Raw genomic sequence first — 16230 nt, 5'->3', positions numbered from 1 at the left:
GTTGTGCTAACGCGAGCCCAGGATCAGTGCGGCCGGAAAACCGATCCACAGGAGGACGTCGCCGGAGACGAGCAGGACAGTCTGTCTGGTCTCAAGGAGAGGAATCGGACCTGAAATCTCCGCCGACGCGGGCGCACCGCCCACGGCAAATCTTCCCTCAGCGGCCTCAGTGCCTCTGTGGTTAAATCTCTGCATGGCTGATGCCAAGCCAATTCGTCTGACGGAAGCGGTCAAAGCCGCGGGTTGAGCTTCCAAGCTGAGTCCGGCGGCGCTGGACGCGGTGCTTGGGAAATTAGCCCGGCAACAAGACGCGAACGTCCTGGTCGGCTTCGACAAAGCCGACGACGCCGGCGTGTACAAAATTTCCCCTGACCTCGCCCTCGTTCAGACCGTGGATTTCTTCACCCCCATCGTTGACGATCCTTACACCTTCGGCCAGATCGCCGCCACCAACGCCCTCAGCGACGTCTACGCCATGGGCGGGCGCCCGCTCAGCGCGCTCACTCTCGTCTGCTTTCCCGACAAGGGCGATCTCGACGTCCTCGAGCGCATCCTCGCCGGCGGCCTCAACAAGATGATGGAAGCCGACTGCACCATCGTCGGCGGCCACTCCATTCGTGACGACGAACTCAAGTTTGGCTACGCTGTCACCGGCACCATCCACCCCGACCGTGTCCTCGCCAACTCCGGCGCCCGTGCCGGCGATAAGCTCATCTTCACCAAACCGCTCGGGACCGGCGTCATCTCCACCGCCATCAAGAAGCAGAAGGCCGAGGGCTCCTGGATCTCCGCCGCCATCATGTCCATGACCACGCTGAACAAGGCCGCCGCGGAGGTGATCACGAATTTCAAAGTCGACAAAGCTGCCATCGACCATCGCAACGACGCCGTCCACGCCCTTACCGACATCACCGGCTTCGGACTCATCGGCCACGCCCGCGAGATGGCGCTCGCCAGCGACGTCTCGCTCCGCGTCAGCGCCTCGGCCGTCCCGCTTCTCCCGGGCGCACTCGATTGCGCCCGCGCCGGCTTCATTCCGGGCGGACTCAAAAACAATCGCGACTTCGCGGAATGCTGCGCCGAATTCGACGTCGACATTCCCGCCGACGTCCGTACTCTGCTCTTTGACCCGCAGACCGCCGGCGGCCTGCTCATCTCCGCTACCGCCTCTGTCGCGGACGCTCTCCTCGCCGCCCTGCGCGCAAAAAAAATCCCCGCCGCTTTGATCGGCGAGGTCCTCCCGCGCACCACACCCCTGATAGCAGTGATTGCGTAAGCCACTGCCGCCTGGCCACTACCTTTGCTATTAGCCCCTCGCCACCGGCCTTCTCTGCTACCAGCCCATTCTCTTTCGCAAGCTCATGATGTGCGCCACGTGATGTTTGCCGTGCCACGCGTACATTCCGAGCAGGCGGTCAAGGTCGAGCTGGCCAAGCTCCGGGTGCTTCAACTTGAATTCGAACTGGATGGGCGTCATCGAGCGCAGTACCGCGAGCCAGCGATGGTGCACCGCCTCCAGCAACACCAGCGATGTCTCAATCGGCACCTGCACATCCGCCAGCTTGGCCCACTCTTTTTCGTCGTAGGGTTTGATGGTGGGGTTGGGCTCGGTCAGCGCCAGCTTGAAGCGGATGAAAGCGTTCATGTGGCTGTCGGGCAAGTGGTGGACCACCTGCCGCACGGTCCATCCACCCGGGCGGTACGGCGTGTCGAGTTGCGATTCCCGCAGGTTGTGTACGGCCCCGCGCAGGCGCTCCGGGCAGGCCGCGATTTCGTTGATGAAATGCTGTCGCTGATCTTCGCTATAGGGGCCTTCGTAGTTGAACTTGCCGATGGGATAACTGAGGTCGGGAATGGCAGATGCGGTGCCCATGCGCACATTGTAGCCAAGAGCGATTTACAAATTTCAAATTTTCGCGTTTCAAATTTACAATTCCGGGATGCAACATTCACCGCGATTCCTGCAGATCGTCAACGACGCCAAAAAGCGCGTGCGTGAAACCACCGTCGACGCAATCAAGAGCCGGCTCGACCGCGGCGAACGCCTAACCATCGTGGACGTGCGCGAAGAGAGCGAATACGCCAAGGACCATCTCCCCGGCGCGATTCACCTGGGCAAGGGGATCATCGAGCGGGACATCGAGGCCAAGGTGCCGGACCCGAGCACGGAAATCGTGCTCTACTGCGGCGGCGGCTTTCGCTCCGCCCTGGCCGCCGATAATTTGCAGAAGATGGGCTACACCAACGTAATCTCAATGGACGGCGGCATTCGCGACTGGCGCGAAAAGAAATACCCGCTGAGCAACGTGGCGACGCGGTAATGGCGGGCAGCAGCGGGTTACTTCTGTTCTTCGATGGCGCACAACTGCTGCACGGCGCGTCTTTGCCCATCGCGCGAGTAGAGGAACTCGAACCCATGCTCGGTGCCGCGGTTGTTGCGCACTGCGGCATAGATGGCGAGCATGGGAGGGATCTCCAGCTTGACGATTTCGCCGATGTAGAGCGCGTCGGTGAGCCTGGCGCCCACACCACCTTGGCCGATCATGAATCCGCGGCCATGGATTTTCCGTATGGGATGGTCATCCCAGTAAACGGTGGCGTTTATGGGCCGGTCGATGGGATAGCGGGGAAACCGGCGGCTTTGCACGACATTCTCCTCCCAATGATTGCTTGATTTTAGGCCCGGTTCCTCCTGCCGTCGCGTCACGAAAGGCCCAGCCGCCAGGTAACGTTAGCCATGGAAGGGGACCCCATTTCGTCGTACAATTTGCGCCTATCCGGGGTGGCCAGCCTGCGGACGTCCTGCCCGCGGCAAAGGAGTCACTGCCATGAGCGTGAACTACACCGTCCGAAAGGTGGGAGAGGTTACCGTCCTCGATCTCGACGGCCGCATCAGCCGCGGCGACGCTCAAGCCTTCGGTCCTGACGGCGGCCGGGGTCTGCACCCAGTGGTGCGAGACATCGTCGAGAAGGGCAGCCGGAAGGTCCTGTTCAACCTGCGTCACGTCACCTACGTGGACAGTTTTGGGCTGGGCGAGCTGGTGGCCTGCATGACCACGCTGCACAACCACGAGGGCGAATTCCGCGTCTGCAACGCAACCGCACGGGTGGCCGAACTGCTGCGCATGACGCACTTGAGCGCAGTACTGCACTGCGAAGAGGACGAAGTAACCGGCCTGAAGTCGTTCCTTGAGAGTGCAAGGATGACGGCTGCTTGATGCCGTAGCGAACAACTGCGCGACGTCACTTTCCTGGGATGAACCGCGAACGCGGCGCGCCGGGAGTCGTATTGCCTTCCGTAATCCCTCTCCCCTAACTTACGACTGGTAACCGGTCCGACGAATGCTATGCTTCGCCACATTGGGAGAGGAGGTGCTATGTCCGGAAGATTCGGCCGCACCTGGGAACTGACCAAGCAGAGTTTTCATGTGCTCGCCGCCGATAAGCGAATGCTGCTGTTTCCTGTGATGAGCGCCATTGCAGTGGTGATTGTCAGCGCGAGCTTCCTGATTCCGGTAATCGCGACGGGCATGTTCGGCCACCGCGGGCAGCCGCTCACCAACGGCGAGTACGGGATCATGTTTCTGTTCTACTTCGCCAACTATTTCGTGATCGTGTTCTTCAACAGCGCGCTGGTCTATTGCGCCAGCATCTGCCTTTCCGGCGGACACGCCACGGTGCGTGACGGCCTGCAGGGCGCCTGGGGGCGCATCGGACAGATCCTCACCTGGGCGATCGTGGCCGCCACCGTGGGCATGATCCTGCGCATCATGGAAGACCGGTTGGGCAAGTTCGCGCGCATCATCACCTGGCTGCTGGGTACCGCATGGACGCTGATGACCTACTTCATTGTCCCCGTGCTGGTCTTTGAGGACATGGGCATCGTGGATTCGATCAAGCGCTCGGCCTCGGTGCTGAAGCAGACCTGGGGCGAGGAAGTAATCAGCGGCTTCAGCTTCGGCCTGATCTGGCTGGCATTGATGGTTCCTGGAATCGTGCTCGCCTTGGCGGCGATGTTCGTGCATCCGGCGCTCGGCATCGCGCTGGGCGTGCTCTATTTCCTGATGCTGGCGGTGATCTCGGCGGCAGTGAAGACCGTCTTCACCGTGGCGCTCTACCGCTACGCCTCGCAGGGCGCGGTGCCGGCCGGCTTTTCGCCCGACCTGGTGCAGGGCGCGTTCATCTCCAGGGGATAACCCAAAGTTTCCACAAACCGCGAGTCCCGAACCGCTCGGGACTCGTTTTTATTTGCCGCTCGCTTGCCGGCTGCTCGAGAAACTCCCAGTGGCACGCCAATTTGCGGCAGCGACCTACGCCAGGCAAGTCACTTTCCCATTCCGCGGTTTCATCGCCACACGAAGGTACGGTCACCGGCGTAATTTGGTACATGGCCTTCAGGCCGGATACCGTCTAATCGCACGGGGCAAAGCCGATGGAGACGGGCAAAGCGCGTAAACGCCGGGGACGCCGGATTCCGATGCGCCTGCCGGTCATGATTCACTGGCGCGAACCACAAGGCACCTGGCGCGAAGTGCCGGCTGAAACGCGCATGCTGAGCCGCCACGGATGCCTGGTGAGCTGCGAGGCCCGCATCAAGCTCTCCGACGAGGTCATGGTCTGGTGGCTGGAACGGGGCCGCTACACCCAGGCGCGCGTCGTCTTTCGCAAAGTCAGCTCCGACGAGGCGGTCGAACTCGCGCTGGAGTTCGTGGGCATGGACGATTTCTGGCAGATGGGTTTTTCCGAAAGCCTTCCGCTGCGGCACAGCCTGCCCGGGCGCACGCGCTGAGGCAGCGGTCGCGGGTCAGTTACCGCGCTTTCCTTCCGGCATAAGGCTCTGCCGACGTCTCGCCGAGGTCGGGGTTTTCGTCGTCCACGGGGCGCTCCTCAATCAATTGGTCATCCGGCGCGGTGTGAAACGACACCACGGCCCAATCGCCTGGCCCCATCACCGGCCGATGCCAGGTGTTGGCCGGGATCGAGAGCCACCTGTCCTGCAAGGCTTGCTGATTACCGCCGTCCGGAACACTCGTCAGGATGTGCGAGACCCACTTCGCGCCGTCCCAGGTCTGCATATCTGCCGAGCCGCGGTACGACATGAAGCGCTGGATGCTGTCGGGATGGCGCTCGGCGCCGGAGGTACAGCCGGCGCGCAGCACGAAAATCCAACTGGACGCGATCTCTCCGGGCAGGCGCTCGAATATGTCGAGCGGAACCGTGCGCCACGCCAATCGCGCCTCGGGATGACGCGCCAGTTCCTGGCTGACCTCGTCGGCAACGGCCGCCAGTTTTGCCGACACGCGCGGCGCGCGAATGGCCGCGTCGAGGGCTTCCAGAATGGCCTGCTCGGCGGAGGCAAATGACAGGTTCGTCGTCATCCCTGATCAGATGTACGCAGCGGCAATCCGTTGCTGAGTGCGGCCGCGTTTGATCAGCGCAATCAGCGGCTGGTTTCCAGGTCGGCGACATGCTGTTCCAGCGCGGCGACCTTTTCCCTTAATTCGGCAAGTTCCATTTCCAGGCGCGCGATCCGGTCGACATCGAGTGAACGTGGCGGTCGAGCTGGTTGGGACGAATCGGGTTGGACCGCTGCCTGGCTTTCCGCGGCGCCTTCCACTTCGCCGGAGAACAGGTGCGCGTAGCGAGCTTCCTTGGTGCCGGGCTGGCGGCGAAGCATGGTGACCAGCGGCGGTTCACGCTGCATCAGGCGCTGCAGGGTGGATTGCACGTCCGACAGCTCCTCGAACCGGTACATGCGTTCGGTGCGGCCGCGCAGTTCGCCGGGTGTTTGCGGCCCGCGCAGCAGCAACACGCAGAGAATGGCAGACTCGCGGCGATCGAAGTTGAACACTTCCTGCAGCCGGTGCTCGTACTTGGTGACGCGGGAATCGGCGGAGCTGACCGGGCCGGCGAGCCGTTTGCCGCCGAGGGAAGACAAGGCGTCGCGGACTTCGTCTTCCCCCAGTTCCATCACCGGATCGCGGCTGGATTTCTGGTTGCAGGCGTTGACAAGGGCATTCAGCGATAAGGGATAGTAATCCGGGGTGGTGATTTCCTTCTCCGCCAATGCTCCCAGCACCCTGACTTCGACGTGGTTCAGCAGTAGGTCCATAAGCGCAGATGGAATTTACCACCAGGGGCGGGGTGACGGTGCTAGTAGTTCAGCGTGACCGAAGACGGCTAAAGCCGTGCCCTTTCAAAGCGTCGCGTGTCAACTCGCGGCCACCTCCACAAAAATACGGAGCCAGGATTCGGTCGTGCGCAAAAAAAGTCAAAACCCCAATTTCCTCGCGGGCTCCCTCGCTGGCCTCCGTACGCCCGCTCGGAATGAAGAATACTTGATGAGGTGTTTTCGCAGGCCTAAACGCCTGCGCCACCCATCGGGCAGAGCCGCGCCCCGGAAAAAGAGCACCACGAGCGGGACGCGGAAAAATGCCGTTCACTAAAATATTTTTCTCGCCCAGGCGTCTACAGCAGTAGATGGACCAGGCGCTGAGAAAACAGTGGCCGATGGCAGAGCAGGACCAAAAGATCTCGGAGGCAATCGATCGAGACCGGGCCCGTTTGCGGAACTTTATCCGCAGACGCGTAACCGACCCCGGCGAGGCGGAAGACATCCTGCAGGAGGTTTTCTACGAGCTGATCGAAGCCTACCGGATGACGAAGCCGATCGGGCAAGTGACGGCGTGGCTGTTTCGCGTGGCCCGCCACCGGATCATCGACCTGTTCCGCAGAAAAGGTCGAGAGGCGGCACGCACCGGCGCGGCGACGGCCACCGAAGATGAGGCAGTGCTGTTGACGGCAGAATTGCTGCCTTCGCCGGATGCCGGGCCTGAGGCGGCCTATGCGCGCAGCGTGCTGCTGGAGGAACTGGACGATGCTCTTGACGAGTTGCCGGAGGAACAGCGGGAGGTGTTCGTCGGCCACGAGCTGATGGGATACAGCTTCAAGGAGCTGTCCGCGCAAAACGGGGTCAGCGTCAACACGCTGCTCTCGCGCAAGCATTACGCGGTGCTGTACCTGCGCCGGCGCCTGCAGGCCATCTATGACGAGTTCATGAGGAGATGAGATGAGAAGGCATTGGGCAGTACGGATGGTGAAATTCGCGGTGTTTGCCGCGGTATTCCTGGCGGTGGCAGGTTTCGTCGTCAAGGGCCTATGGAACTGGCTGATGCCGGGGCTGTTCGGCTGGCATGCGATCAGCTACTGGCAGGCGCTGGGAATTCTTGTTCTGAGCAAGATCCTGTTCGGGGGTTTCCGCGGCGGCGGTCCTGGCCGCCATTGGTACTGGCGTCGCCGCATGATGGAGCGCTGGGAAAAAATGACGCCGGAGGAGCGCGAGAAGTTTCGACAAGGCATGCGGGCAAGGTGCAGTCCATTCCGCGAGCCGGAGACAGGAGCAAAACCAACGGCAGGGTGAATCAAGTTTGTGATCAAAGGAAGGGCCCACATTGTTTTCGATGGAATGTGGGCCGCTTCCGTAGGTGGGGCGCGGACATCTCGCCGCGCCCCCGGGATGACAGTCGCTATGGTTTGCTGGGCGGCGTGTAGCTGAGGTCCGGACGCAAGTGCAGCAGCTCAGTGTGAGTGCTGTAATAACCCTTGCGCAGCGAGCCCAGGATGGCCGCGCCCTGGTCGCCATAAGCTTCCTGCATGATCTGTTCCAGGGTTTTCCCGCCACCGATCCCCATGTCACCGATGCTCTTGCGTTCCTGCACCAGCACTACCTCGGGACCGCGTCCGCCATTGGCCAGTGAATACCAGGTGGACGGGACGGTTGGGCTGTTGGTCTTGGCGATGCCCGCTATGACCTTTTTCACTCCCTCATTGAAGTCGGCAATGCCCTCCGGCTTGAGATAGAAATGGATGACGCTCACGTACGGCGGCGGCTGCTTGGTGGCGCTGGGAGGGCCGAGATCGGGACGCACCACGTAGTACGACATGGATTCACCGGCCAGGGTGGGACCCATGGTGGCGTTGGCATTGGTCGAGTCGGCGGCGTTGAACTTTTCGCGGTCGAAGTCCTTCCAGTCATGTCCACAAGAGGAGACGAGGTAATTGCCGGTATTTTCGCCGGTCGTGATCTCCCAGATGTTCCATGACCAGGCGTCATTCTGGGATTTATGCCATGCCATGTGCTTGGCGCGTGCTTGTTCATACTGCGCGGTCATGCCGGATTTCACTTTGTTGATGTGGATCTCGCACACGCTGGCCGCGGGCGGAGCTTGCGCCAGCACCAGCGTCGTGGCGAGGGTGACGATGAACAGCAGGAGAAGCGGTTTGCGCATGCGTCGACCTCCAGAACACACTTTCGATTGAATTTTTCCAGATAAAAGGGGCCGTCTACCAACCACTTGGGGATGGTTGGCCGCAAGCCTACGCGTGCCCTGGTACGAGTGTCAACTCTGGAGAACGGAGAGATGAGCCGGCGATCACGCAGCCTCAAATGTTCGCTGCGGAAACAAGAACGGCCTGTCCGCGCTCAAGATCGAGCAGCCTCCGCTTCAAGCCAAGGCCACCGCCATAGCCTCCAAGCTTGCCGCCGGTGTTGATGACGCGATGGCAGGGCACGACGATGGCGATGGGATTGTCGTGGTTCGCCATGCCGACGGCGCGGAAGGCCAGCGGCTGGCCGACCGTTCGAGCCTGCTCGGCGTAAGTACGGGTCTCGCCATAAGGGATGGCGAGGAGGGCGCGCCAGCAGCGGAGTTGGAAGTCGGTACCGCGGAGGTCAAGAGGAAGGGTGAAGGCGCGCAGTGCGCCGGCGAAGTATTTTTCCAGTTGGCGGCGCCAGGGGGCGAGCTTTTCGTCGGATGGGAGAGCGCCCTGGATGCGCGATTGTCCGAACTCCAGCCGCAACAATCCGCGCTCAGATGCAACCAGGGTCAGGGGGCCAACGGGCGAGCGCCAGATGGAGTAGGAGAGGGTCTCCATGACGTCATGTTACACCGGGGGCGCAGCTCAAGGACGCGAACAAAAACACGGCGGAATGAATTCTGCCGTTGCGCAAAAGTTGACTGATGAGCTCACAGAAAGGGGCGCCCGGTACGCGCGGGGGAGCACGCACCGGGCTCGGGGGTTGCTACTGCTGCGGCGGATTCGGCTGCTGCGGCGGAACGCTGGGGGAAGCGCCCTGCTGCTGTTGCGCAGGCGAAACCGGCTGAGCGGTAGCGGGGGTAGAAGCCGGGGTGTTCAGGTTCGAGGCCGGATTGTTGGTGGTGGCCGGCTGCGAACTGGTGTTGGCGGAAGCGGGCTGCGACTGGGTCGCCGTGCCGCTCATGCCGCCCTCGGTTGAAGACGCCCCCGCCGACATTGAGGGGGCCGCGCTCAACTGCTCGAGATCGTTCTTAAGCAGGCTGATCTCGACGCGGGCGCCGCGCACGCGCTTCGACGTGCCGTCGCTGGATTGAATTGGGGTGTTGCCCAATCCGAGGACGTGGACGCGGTACACCGGAACTTCACTGTTGATGACCAGGTAGCGGCGGACGGCGTCGGCCATGCGCTGCGAGCTTTCGATCGCGGATTCGCCGCGGCCGGCCGAGAAGCCCTGGATTTCCAGGATGTAACCGCGCTGGTCCTTCAAGCCCTTGGCCATGTCGTCGAGAGCATCCTTGGCTTTCCGGCTGAGCACCGTCTGGCCGGGGCGGAAGCGAATTTCGGTCTGGGTGACGGGCTTGTACTGGTCAATGTTGTTGACGACCTGCTCGACGGTCTGGATGCGGGTGGTGGCCTGGGTCGCGGTCTGCTGCGCCTGCTGGGCGCGGTTGCCGGCATCGACGGCGTGCATGTCGGCTTCATTCGCCTTGTTGTGGGCGAGCTGAATACCCTGCTGAGCGCGAGCGTCCACATCCTTGATGTTCTTGGCGTTGGCGGCGGTCAGCTCATCGAGCTCGTTGACGCGGTCGCGGACCGGACTGAGCTGGCGTTGGACATACTTTTTGCGCGCGAAGGGGTTGATCTTGCCCCAGAAACCTTCGTGACGCTCGTAGGTGAGCGGCTGCCGCGCTTGGAGATTCTGGTCGGCGGATTTCTGGTCCGGAGTCTGCTGGGTTGCGGTTGGGCTGGTTTGGTCCTGATTGCTGGAAGCGGGAGAGGTCTGCGCGGCGGCAGGGATAATCAAGACGGCCGCGAGCGGCAGAGCGATCCAGAAGCGATTCTTCATTGCAAAGTTCCTCCAAGAAAACGTGAGCGGCGCATCCCGGCACAATGCGCCAGGGCGAAAACTTGTGCGGCCCAAGGTGGCCGACTTCGCGCTCCGCCACTACATAATCAAATACATTGCCAAAGTTGAGGCTGGTTTTCCGCTTGCAAGTGACTGAAAGACAAAGGCGTGCCCCCAAGGGTCATGTCTGGTGGTGCGTAGGAAAGGGGTGGCGCGAGTAATTTTTGTCGATAGCGCTAGCGGTGGCATGGCACTGGCCGATCTCGGAGCATTGAAATCCGCCGCATATACTGCCGCCGAATCGGGGGTCCGTCGACTACTCTGGGCGGCAACTTGCCTGGCCGGTCCCAAGCGAGAAAGCAGGCAACCCTGGTGGGGATAAGGGTTGCAGCTACTCGCGATTAGCAGCCCACCCGGCCAGCGGCAGCCACATCGTATAAGCGTCACTCACACTGGCAATCTGCTGCATCCCCTGGCGCAGCGGCGGGAGCGAGGTCGCATGCTGAGAAAGGTGCGCCCGGCCTGGGTCGCAGGTGGGGACGAGCAACCTGGGAGGACAGGAACCATGAGGAGACTAACAGCAGCCATCTTGCTGATTCTGGCGCTTTCCCTATTGGCGCCGGCAGTATTCGCACAAGAGGAACGCGGAGAATTCGGTGTCTTCGCCGATTTCACGCGCTTCAACAATCTGAACAATCAAAACTTCTGGGGCGCCGGCGGAAACCTGGGCTTCAACCTCAGCAAGCACGTGCAATTGGAAGGCACGATGGCGTACGACTTCGAGCGCAACTTCGTCAGTGGCGGAAGCACGACGCTCGGTACCATCGGCAGCTTCCAAAACACGAGGTTCCGGATCCTGGATGGCTACTTCGGGCCGAAGTTCCAGACCGGTATCGGCCCGGTGAAGGGTTTCATCGCGGTGAAGCCGGGCTTCATGAATTTTGGAATTACGAACCAGGGGGTGGCGACGGGGTTTGTCACGTCGGTGAGTAACGTGCCCAGCGGCGATACCCACTTCTCCCTGTTTCCATCGGGCGGGTTGGAGTTCTTCTTCCACCACAACATCGGCCTGCGGGTCGAAGCCGGCGACACGATGTACTGGCAGAGCCGGTTTACGACGAGCGCGGGTAATACCGTGAGCGGCGGTGTCAACCACAACCTGACAGTCCGGTTCGGGCCGCAAATCCGCTGGTAAGAAATCGCGTTCCGATGTTCCCAAGCGCCCTCCACGGGCGCTTCTTTTTTGCCTTAATCCGTCTTGCATGACGGAAAGGGTGTGATAGTATCGCCGGCCAAGTCCAGCAGCTCACGTGTTGTAGTTCTAGTGCCCATGCGCCATTCCACAGTCCGTCTTCGTGTCGCCGCCGCCGCGCTTTCGCTTGTGACCGCCTGTTTCGCTCTCCTCCTGGTTCCCGGTGCCGCCGGGCAAAGGGAGGATGACGTTCACCTGACGCCGAGGGAAAAACCGGCGCAAGTCGCGGGACAAGCCCTATTGGCGCACAGCAAGCCGATCCGCAGCGACGTCAACGTGGTGCTGGTGCCGGTGACGGTGACGGACGCGAAAAGCCGGCCCCTGGTCAGCCTGGGAAAGGACAACTTCCTGCTGTACGAAGGCGAGCAACTGCAGAACATCCGGTATTTCTCGCTGGAAGACGTACCCATCTCGATCGGGGTCCTGCTCGACCTGAGCAAGAGCATGAGCAACAAGATCGACCTGGCGCGCGAGGCGCTGGGGGAGTTTTTCAAGACTGCCAATCCGGAAGACGACTACTTCGTGGTGACGTTCGCGGACCGTCCGCAGGTACTGGCGGACACGACGCAATCGGTGGGCACGATCCGCGCCAAGCTCGCGGACGCGGTAGCCTCCGGGCATACCGCGCTGCTGGACGCGATTTATCTGGGACTGAACAAATTGCGTCACGCGCGTTATAAGCGGCGAGCGCTGCTGATCATCTCCGACGGAGGAGACAATTGCAGCCGCTATCGAACCCGGGAGATCAAGAGCCTGGTGCAGGAATCCGATGTGGAGATCTACGCCATCGGGATCTTCGATTCCATCTTCAAGACGCCCGAGGAATGGGCGGGCAAGCGGCTGCTCAGCGAGATCACGCAAGCCACCGGCGGCCATACCGTGGCGCTGGGAAATGCTCGCCAGCTTCCGGAAGTCGCGGCCGCCATCAGCCTGGAATTGCGGAGCCAGTACGTGCTCGGCTACCAGCCCAGCAACACGGCGCGCGACGGTTCCTGGCGCAAGATCAAGGTGCGACTGGCGCCCTCGGCAACACCGGAGCCGGCGCAGGTCTATGCCAAGCATGGGTACCAGGCGCCGGAAAAATAACTCACGGCGGGCGACCGCACGAACCATCAAAACTCACTCATTTCCCAAAAATTTTTATGCCGAGATAGAGGATGGTGGCGCCGGCAGAGCCGCCGGTGGCGGCGCCCACCCAGAAGTTTTCCCACCAGGTGTTGGTGGTGCGCATGATGCGGCGATCATTGGACACGATCAGGATGAACAGGAATGTGGGCACGGTGAGCAAGCCCGCCAGCAGCATGGACCAGTACAGCGCTTTGATGGGGTTGATGTTGATGAAATTTCCCAGGGTGGCGATGATCATCGAGACGGAGATGAGCATGTAGAAGCTTTTGGCCTCCCACGGATGCTCACTCAGACCGTAGCGCCATCCCATGGCCTGCGCCAGGTCGTAACACATGGAAGCGACCAGCACCGGCAACGCCACCAGGCCGGAACCGATAATTCCAATCGCGAACAGGATGGTGCCGAAGCTACCGACGGCGGGACGCAACGCCTCGGCTGCCTGGCGAATGGTCATGTCGGCCGGGTTGCTGAGGTGCAGCACCGAAGCGGCCGCGATCATGATGGAAATTCCCAGCACGGCAGCAACAAGGGTGGCCGCATAGGCATCCGCCCGGTGGGGTTGATGCTCAGGGTCGGAGCGGGAACTGGTCTGCCAAAGCACGATGTAAGGAGTGAGCAGGGAGCCGAACAGCGCCACTACGCCGTCCACGAGATGCGGTTTGTGGGCGAGCGCGGGAACAAAGACTTGATGCAGCAGTTCGCCGAACCCGGGCCCGGTCAGGAAAGCCGATGCGACGTAGACGTAAAGCGGAAGAGAGAAAATGACTAGCGCCTTGGTGATGCGCCGGTAATCGCGGAAGATCAGGACGTACCAGACGGAAAAGGCGATGACGGCGACCATGTAGGCGCGCGGCACATTGAGGACCACGGAAAACGCCTCGGAGACCGCCATGAGATCGGCGATGATCACCGCCATGCTGATGAAGATGGTGATGCTGGCGAGTAAAACGGCGAGGCCGCGGCCGTAGTTTTCGCGCACCAGGTCCAGCACGCCCTTGCGGGTCTCCACCCCGATGCGCGCGGTGACGGAGAACAAGGCCAGCAACAAGGGCACGCAGAGGAGCACCACCCAGAGCAGCGAAAGCTGGTAGGCGGCACCGACGACGGTCGCGGTGATGACCGCCGAGGGATCAAGGTCGGAGGCTCCGGTCACCAAGCCGGGTCCGACGTGCCACAGTCTCCATAACCATCCGTGCTGCTGGGCTTCGAGGGAAGAACGCTGGTCGGGAAAATTGAGCAGGCGTCCGCGCCCCCGATCCTTGGGTGATCCTCTTCGACGCTCTCCCTCCCAGAGTTCCATGTGCAGAGTTCTCGCGGTGCCGGTTGGTCTTTCCAGGCCTATGGGATCTTGGGAAGGCCCCGATTGAGGTCATGTTCGATTTTGCGCTCGTGCCATAAGCGCAGCGGTTTGGCGTAGGTGATGACGCCGAAAGCAGCGATGGCAGCCAGCAGCAGACCACTGCTGATGCCGAGAAACACATTGGAGGCGTCGGTATGGCGCGAAATCCTGGCCAACTCGTCGGCATTCTGCGGAACCAGCAGCAATGCTGCCGCCAGGGCGAGCATGCCTAACCCAGCCAGCAACCCGGTCACGTTCTTGGCCCAGCGTCCCTTGGCGTAATACTCGGCAAACAGGGTAAAGCCGTAACAGAGCAGCCCTGCAATCACGATGAAGTTAGCCGCCGCGGTCAGCGAAATCTTCGTCGGTTCCATGCTGGATAGTAGGACGCCGACCGGAAGCAGCAGGTTGGAACAGGTGAGAACAATCCAAGACGCCAAGGTGGGTTCAGAGCCGGTCTTGGTGATAACTCGAAAACCATTCCGGCCGCGCCAGATAGGCAACGTTGCACTTGACCTGTGGCATATACTCTGCACCCATGTACCTGGTTGTCCTATGCGCGCTGATAGCAGTGGCAGTGACGGTCTGGCTGATTATGTCCGGGGAGGGGAAATCGCCCGAGTCGCGGCGAAACAATGCGCGAATTCCGTTGGTGGTGGCGGTGGAACTTGAAACCTTCGGCGAAAAATACCATGCCAACAGCCAGGACATCAGCCGCGGCGGCATGCTGCTGAAAGCGGAGGCGCCGGTGAAGGTGGCCCAACCGCTGCAGTTAACCTTCAGCTTGCCGGACGCGTGCCTGATCGAAATTCCCGCCGTGGTTTGCCACAAGCGCGGGCAACTGTTCGGAGTTCGATTCGATCCCACACACCAGCGACGAGGCGTCATCGAGCGTTGGGTGCGGCACGCATTTGAAGAGGACCACCGGCGCGCCGCGAAATCGGGGATTCAACAACCCACCTGATTGAGGTTCAAGGCTTCAGGGCAAGGCGCAAGGCAATGTCTTTTGCTCCAGACTTACGCCTTCAGCCTTGTGCCGGACCGATCAAAAACCGAAAACTTATTTTGCCGGCGGCGGCGGTTCCAGGCGCTCGCGAAATTTCGTCAGCAGATGCTGAGCAGCTTCGACAAGATGCTCGTCTCGCGCCTTCTGGCGAAAGCCGCCTTTAGGCTGTTCGGAAGCGGTCCACAGGGTGAGATGGGTGCGGGCATCGGAAACCACCATCCGGATCGGCCCTTCGTAGCTGTTGGTGGGAGCAGACTCGGGAACCGCGCCGCCAACGTGAGTCTTCGGCGAGGAAGAGGACTTGGAGGTGTGGTCGTCGTCGGGAGATTTGATGTCGATCACGATGTCAGCTTGCTCTTCCGAGTCCACTACGACAAAGCGGCCCCAACCATCCAATCCGCCGGATATGACGTTGAAGGGGACGTCACTGCCCCCGGATTGCTTGAAAAACACGGTCTTGGCAGAGGCCAGCCGAGCCGACGGGCTGACATAGGCCGGGTTTTTCTGCTCCTTCGACGGCGTTTCCTGGGCGAAGAGAGGCAGGGAAATCAGTACGGCGGCAACGAGCCGGAATGCGTGGCGCATGGCGGAATTATACAAACGGCAAACCCGAAAAGCGCGGGTCTGAGGCCCGCGCCATCTTGCCGAGGAGGTATCGAAGGCGCAGTACGCTAGGTGGGAAAATGAAAGTACACGTCCTGTTGCGAAGCAATGGCGCGGCCGTCGATCATGGCAGGGCGAAAACGCCAGTTGCGCAAGGCAGCTACAACCTTGTCCTCGATTCCGTGGCCCAGACCTTGCAGCACGCGGGTATCGGTGACATTCCCCTGGGCGTCGATGGTGACTTCAACAATCACCGTGCCTTCCACGCCGGAAGGAATCTGCCAAGGGAGAATACCGGGGTTGGGAAAGACCATCGGCAACGCAGGACGAACATCGTGACCAGTCGTGAGGCCCTGCGCCAGCGAGCCAAAAGGAGATCCGGCGCGTGAATCCTGATCGGTGGTGAGGCGATCGGTCGCAGTGGTCACAGGCGAGGCGGCGGGGGCAGCCTTGGGACGGGAGCGCGCTTTTGACTTCAGCGCAATCCGGGGCGGCTCCGGTTTTGACGCCGAGTCGCCGGCCACGTTCGCGCCGCGCTGGGTCAGGTAAACAAGCTCGGTGGAGAGGCCGCCGTGTCCGAAGGCGACCGATGTGGGCGTGTTAATAAAGATGGGATGCGGAGGCCGAGCCACAAAAAAGATGATGACCAGGTGAACGACGAACGACACCACGAGCGAGGTATTCCACCTGCGGTTGGAGGGTCGAGATTGATCGAACATCCGCACCCCGCGCTGATGAGC

At 61.4% G+C, this 16230-nt stretch carries 21 protein-coding genes; 10 read left to right on the top strand and 11 right to left on the bottom strand.

Features of this window, described 5'->3' with window-relative positions; genetic code table 11:
- Window positions 1–193: 193 nt before the first annotated feature.
- Window positions 194–1276, top strand: coding sequence for a selenide, water dikinase SelD (gene selD, locus VFI82_01840; GenBank protein ID HET7183395.1), 1083 nt, complete (start codon window positions 194–196; stop codon window positions 1274–1276).
- Between the two features lie 57 nt (window positions 1277–1333).
- Here the strand turns inward: selD and bstA are convergent, their stop codons facing one another.
- A complete protein-coding gene (gene bstA, locus VFI82_01835; GenBank protein ID HET7183394.1) occupies window positions 1334–1873 on the bottom strand; it encodes a bacillithiol transferase BstA in 540 nt (179 codons plus the stop codon).
- Window positions 1874–1940: 67 nt separating this feature from the next.
- On the opposite strand from bstA, the gene VFI82_01830 reads away from it, so the two are divergent.
- On the top strand, window positions 1941–2321 hold the full coding sequence (locus tag VFI82_01830; GenBank protein HET7183393.1) for a rhodanese-like domain-containing protein: 381 nt from the start codon (window positions 1941–1943) through the stop codon (window positions 2319–2321).
- Window positions 2322–2338: 17 nt separating this feature from the next.
- On the opposite strand, the gene VFI82_01825 is transcribed toward VFI82_01830, so the two are convergent.
- Complete coding sequence (locus VFI82_01825; GenBank protein HET7183392.1) at window positions 2339–2647, bottom strand: PilZ domain-containing protein; 309 nt, start codon at window positions 2645–2647, stop codon at window positions 2339–2341.
- A 181-nt stretch (window positions 2648–2828) separates the two neighbouring features.
- On the opposite strand from VFI82_01825, the gene VFI82_01820 reads away from it, so the two are divergent.
- From VFI82_01820 to VFI82_01810, 3 genes are all read left to right on the top strand, one after another.
- Window positions 2829–3218, top strand: coding sequence for an STAS domain-containing protein (locus tag VFI82_01820; GenBank protein HET7183391.1), 390 nt, complete (start codon window positions 2829–2831; stop codon window positions 3216–3218).
- A 159-nt stretch (window positions 3219–3377) separates the two neighbouring features.
- A complete protein-coding gene (locus VFI82_01815; GenBank protein ID HET7183390.1) occupies window positions 3378–4196 on the top strand; it encodes a DUF6159 family protein in 819 nt (272 codons plus the stop codon).
- Between the two features lie 236 nt (window positions 4197–4432).
- Window positions 4433–4789: a PilZ domain-containing protein gene (locus VFI82_01810; GenBank protein ID HET7183389.1), complete on the top strand. Its 357-nt coding sequence runs from the start codon at window positions 4433–4435 to the stop codon at window positions 4787–4789.
- A gap of 19 nt (window positions 4790–4808) precedes the next feature.
- Here VFI82_01810 and VFI82_01805 read toward each other — a convergent pair whose 3' ends face one another.
- The gene (locus VFI82_01805) at window positions 4809–5378 is read right to left on the bottom strand and encodes a hypothetical protein (GenBank protein HET7183388.1); all 570 of its coding nucleotides are present in this window, start codon (window positions 5376–5378) and stop codon (window positions 4809–4811) included.
- Window positions 5379–5440: 62 nt separating this feature from the next.
- A complete protein-coding gene (locus VFI82_01800; protein HET7183387.1) occupies window positions 5441–6112 on the bottom strand; it encodes a YceH family protein in 672 nt (223 codons plus the stop codon).
- Between the two features lie 368 nt (window positions 6113–6480).
- Between VFI82_01800 and VFI82_01795 the strand changes: the two genes are divergently transcribed.
- Both VFI82_01795 and VFI82_01790 read left to right on the top strand, forming a co-directional pair.
- Window positions 6481–7068, top strand: a complete 588-nt coding sequence (locus VFI82_01795; GenBank protein HET7183386.1) for a sigma-70 family RNA polymerase sigma factor — start codon at window positions 6481–6483, stop codon at window positions 7066–7068.
- A gap of 1 nt (window position 7069) precedes the next feature.
- Window positions 7070–7420, top strand: coding sequence for a hypothetical protein (locus tag VFI82_01790; GenBank protein ID HET7183385.1), 351 nt, complete (start codon window positions 7070–7072; stop codon window positions 7418–7420).
- A gap of 106 nt (window positions 7421–7526) precedes the next feature.
- Here VFI82_01790 and VFI82_01785 read toward each other — a convergent pair whose 3' ends face one another.
- The 3 genes from VFI82_01785 to VFI82_01775 all read right to left on the bottom strand — a co-directional run bounded on the left by VFI82_01785 (window position 7527) and on the right by VFI82_01775 (window position 10162).
- A complete protein-coding gene (locus VFI82_01785; GenBank protein ID HET7183384.1) occupies window positions 7527–8288 on the bottom strand; it encodes a hypothetical protein in 762 nt (253 codons plus the stop codon).
- A gap of 154 nt (window positions 8289–8442) precedes the next feature.
- Window positions 8443–8934: a methylated-DNA--[protein]-cysteine S-methyltransferase gene (locus VFI82_01780; GenBank protein HET7183383.1), complete on the bottom strand. Its 492-nt coding sequence runs from the start codon at window positions 8932–8934 to the stop codon at window positions 8443–8445.
- Window positions 8935–9082: 148 nt separating this feature from the next.
- Entirely contained in the window at window positions 9083–10162 is a 1080-nt protein-coding gene (locus VFI82_01775) for an OmpA family protein (GenBank protein ID HET7183382.1), read from the bottom strand.
- A gap of 565 nt (window positions 10163–10727) precedes the next feature.
- Here VFI82_01775 and VFI82_01770 point away from each other — a divergent pair.
- Window positions 10728–11357: an outer membrane beta-barrel protein gene (locus tag VFI82_01770; GenBank protein HET7183381.1), complete on the top strand. Its 630-nt coding sequence runs from the start codon at window positions 10728–10730 to the stop codon at window positions 11355–11357.
- Between the two features lie 135 nt (window positions 11358–11492).
- Complete coding sequence (locus VFI82_01765) at window positions 11493–12500, top strand: VWA domain-containing protein (protein HET7183380.1); 1008 nt, start codon at window positions 11493–11495, stop codon at window positions 12498–12500.
- Window positions 12501–12537: 37 nt separating this feature from the next.
- Here VFI82_01765 and VFI82_01760 read toward each other — a convergent pair whose 3' ends face one another.
- The gene (locus VFI82_01760; protein HET7183379.1) at window positions 12538–13842 is read right to left on the bottom strand and encodes a divalent metal cation transporter; all 1305 of its coding nucleotides are present in this window, start codon (window positions 13840–13842) and stop codon (window positions 12538–12540) included.
- A 38-nt stretch (window positions 13843–13880) separates the two neighbouring features.
- On the bottom strand, window positions 13881–14255 hold the full coding sequence (locus VFI82_01755) for a hypothetical protein (GenBank protein HET7183378.1): 375 nt from the start codon (window positions 14253–14255) through the stop codon (window positions 13881–13883).
- A 164-nt stretch (window positions 14256–14419) separates the two neighbouring features.
- On the opposite strand from VFI82_01755, the gene VFI82_01750 reads away from it, so the two are divergent.
- The gene (locus VFI82_01750) at window positions 14420–14845 is read left to right on the top strand and encodes a PilZ domain-containing protein (GenBank protein ID HET7183377.1); all 426 of its coding nucleotides are present in this window, start codon (window positions 14420–14422) and stop codon (window positions 14843–14845) included.
- Between the two features lie 96 nt (window positions 14846–14941).
- Here VFI82_01750 and VFI82_01745 read toward each other — a convergent pair whose 3' ends face one another.
- Both VFI82_01745 and VFI82_01740 read right to left on the bottom strand, forming a co-directional pair.
- On the bottom strand, window positions 14942–15472 hold the full coding sequence (locus VFI82_01745) for a hypothetical protein (protein HET7183376.1): 531 nt from the start codon (window positions 15470–15472) through the stop codon (window positions 14942–14944).
- A gap of 86 nt (window positions 15473–15558) precedes the next feature.
- Window positions 15559–16209, bottom strand: coding sequence for a TonB family protein (locus tag VFI82_01740; GenBank protein ID HET7183375.1), 651 nt, complete (start codon window positions 16207–16209; stop codon window positions 15559–15561).
- Window positions 16210–16230: the final 21 nt, after the last annotated feature.

The sequence above is a fragment of the Terriglobales bacterium genome, assembly GCA_035691485.1.
In the GTDB taxonomy this organism is placed as follows: domain Bacteria; phylum Acidobacteriota; class Terriglobia; order Terriglobales; family Acidobacteriaceae; genus JAIQGF01.
Note: the sequence above shows the minus strand (reverse complement) of the source record. Positions and strands in the feature narration are given on the sequence as shown.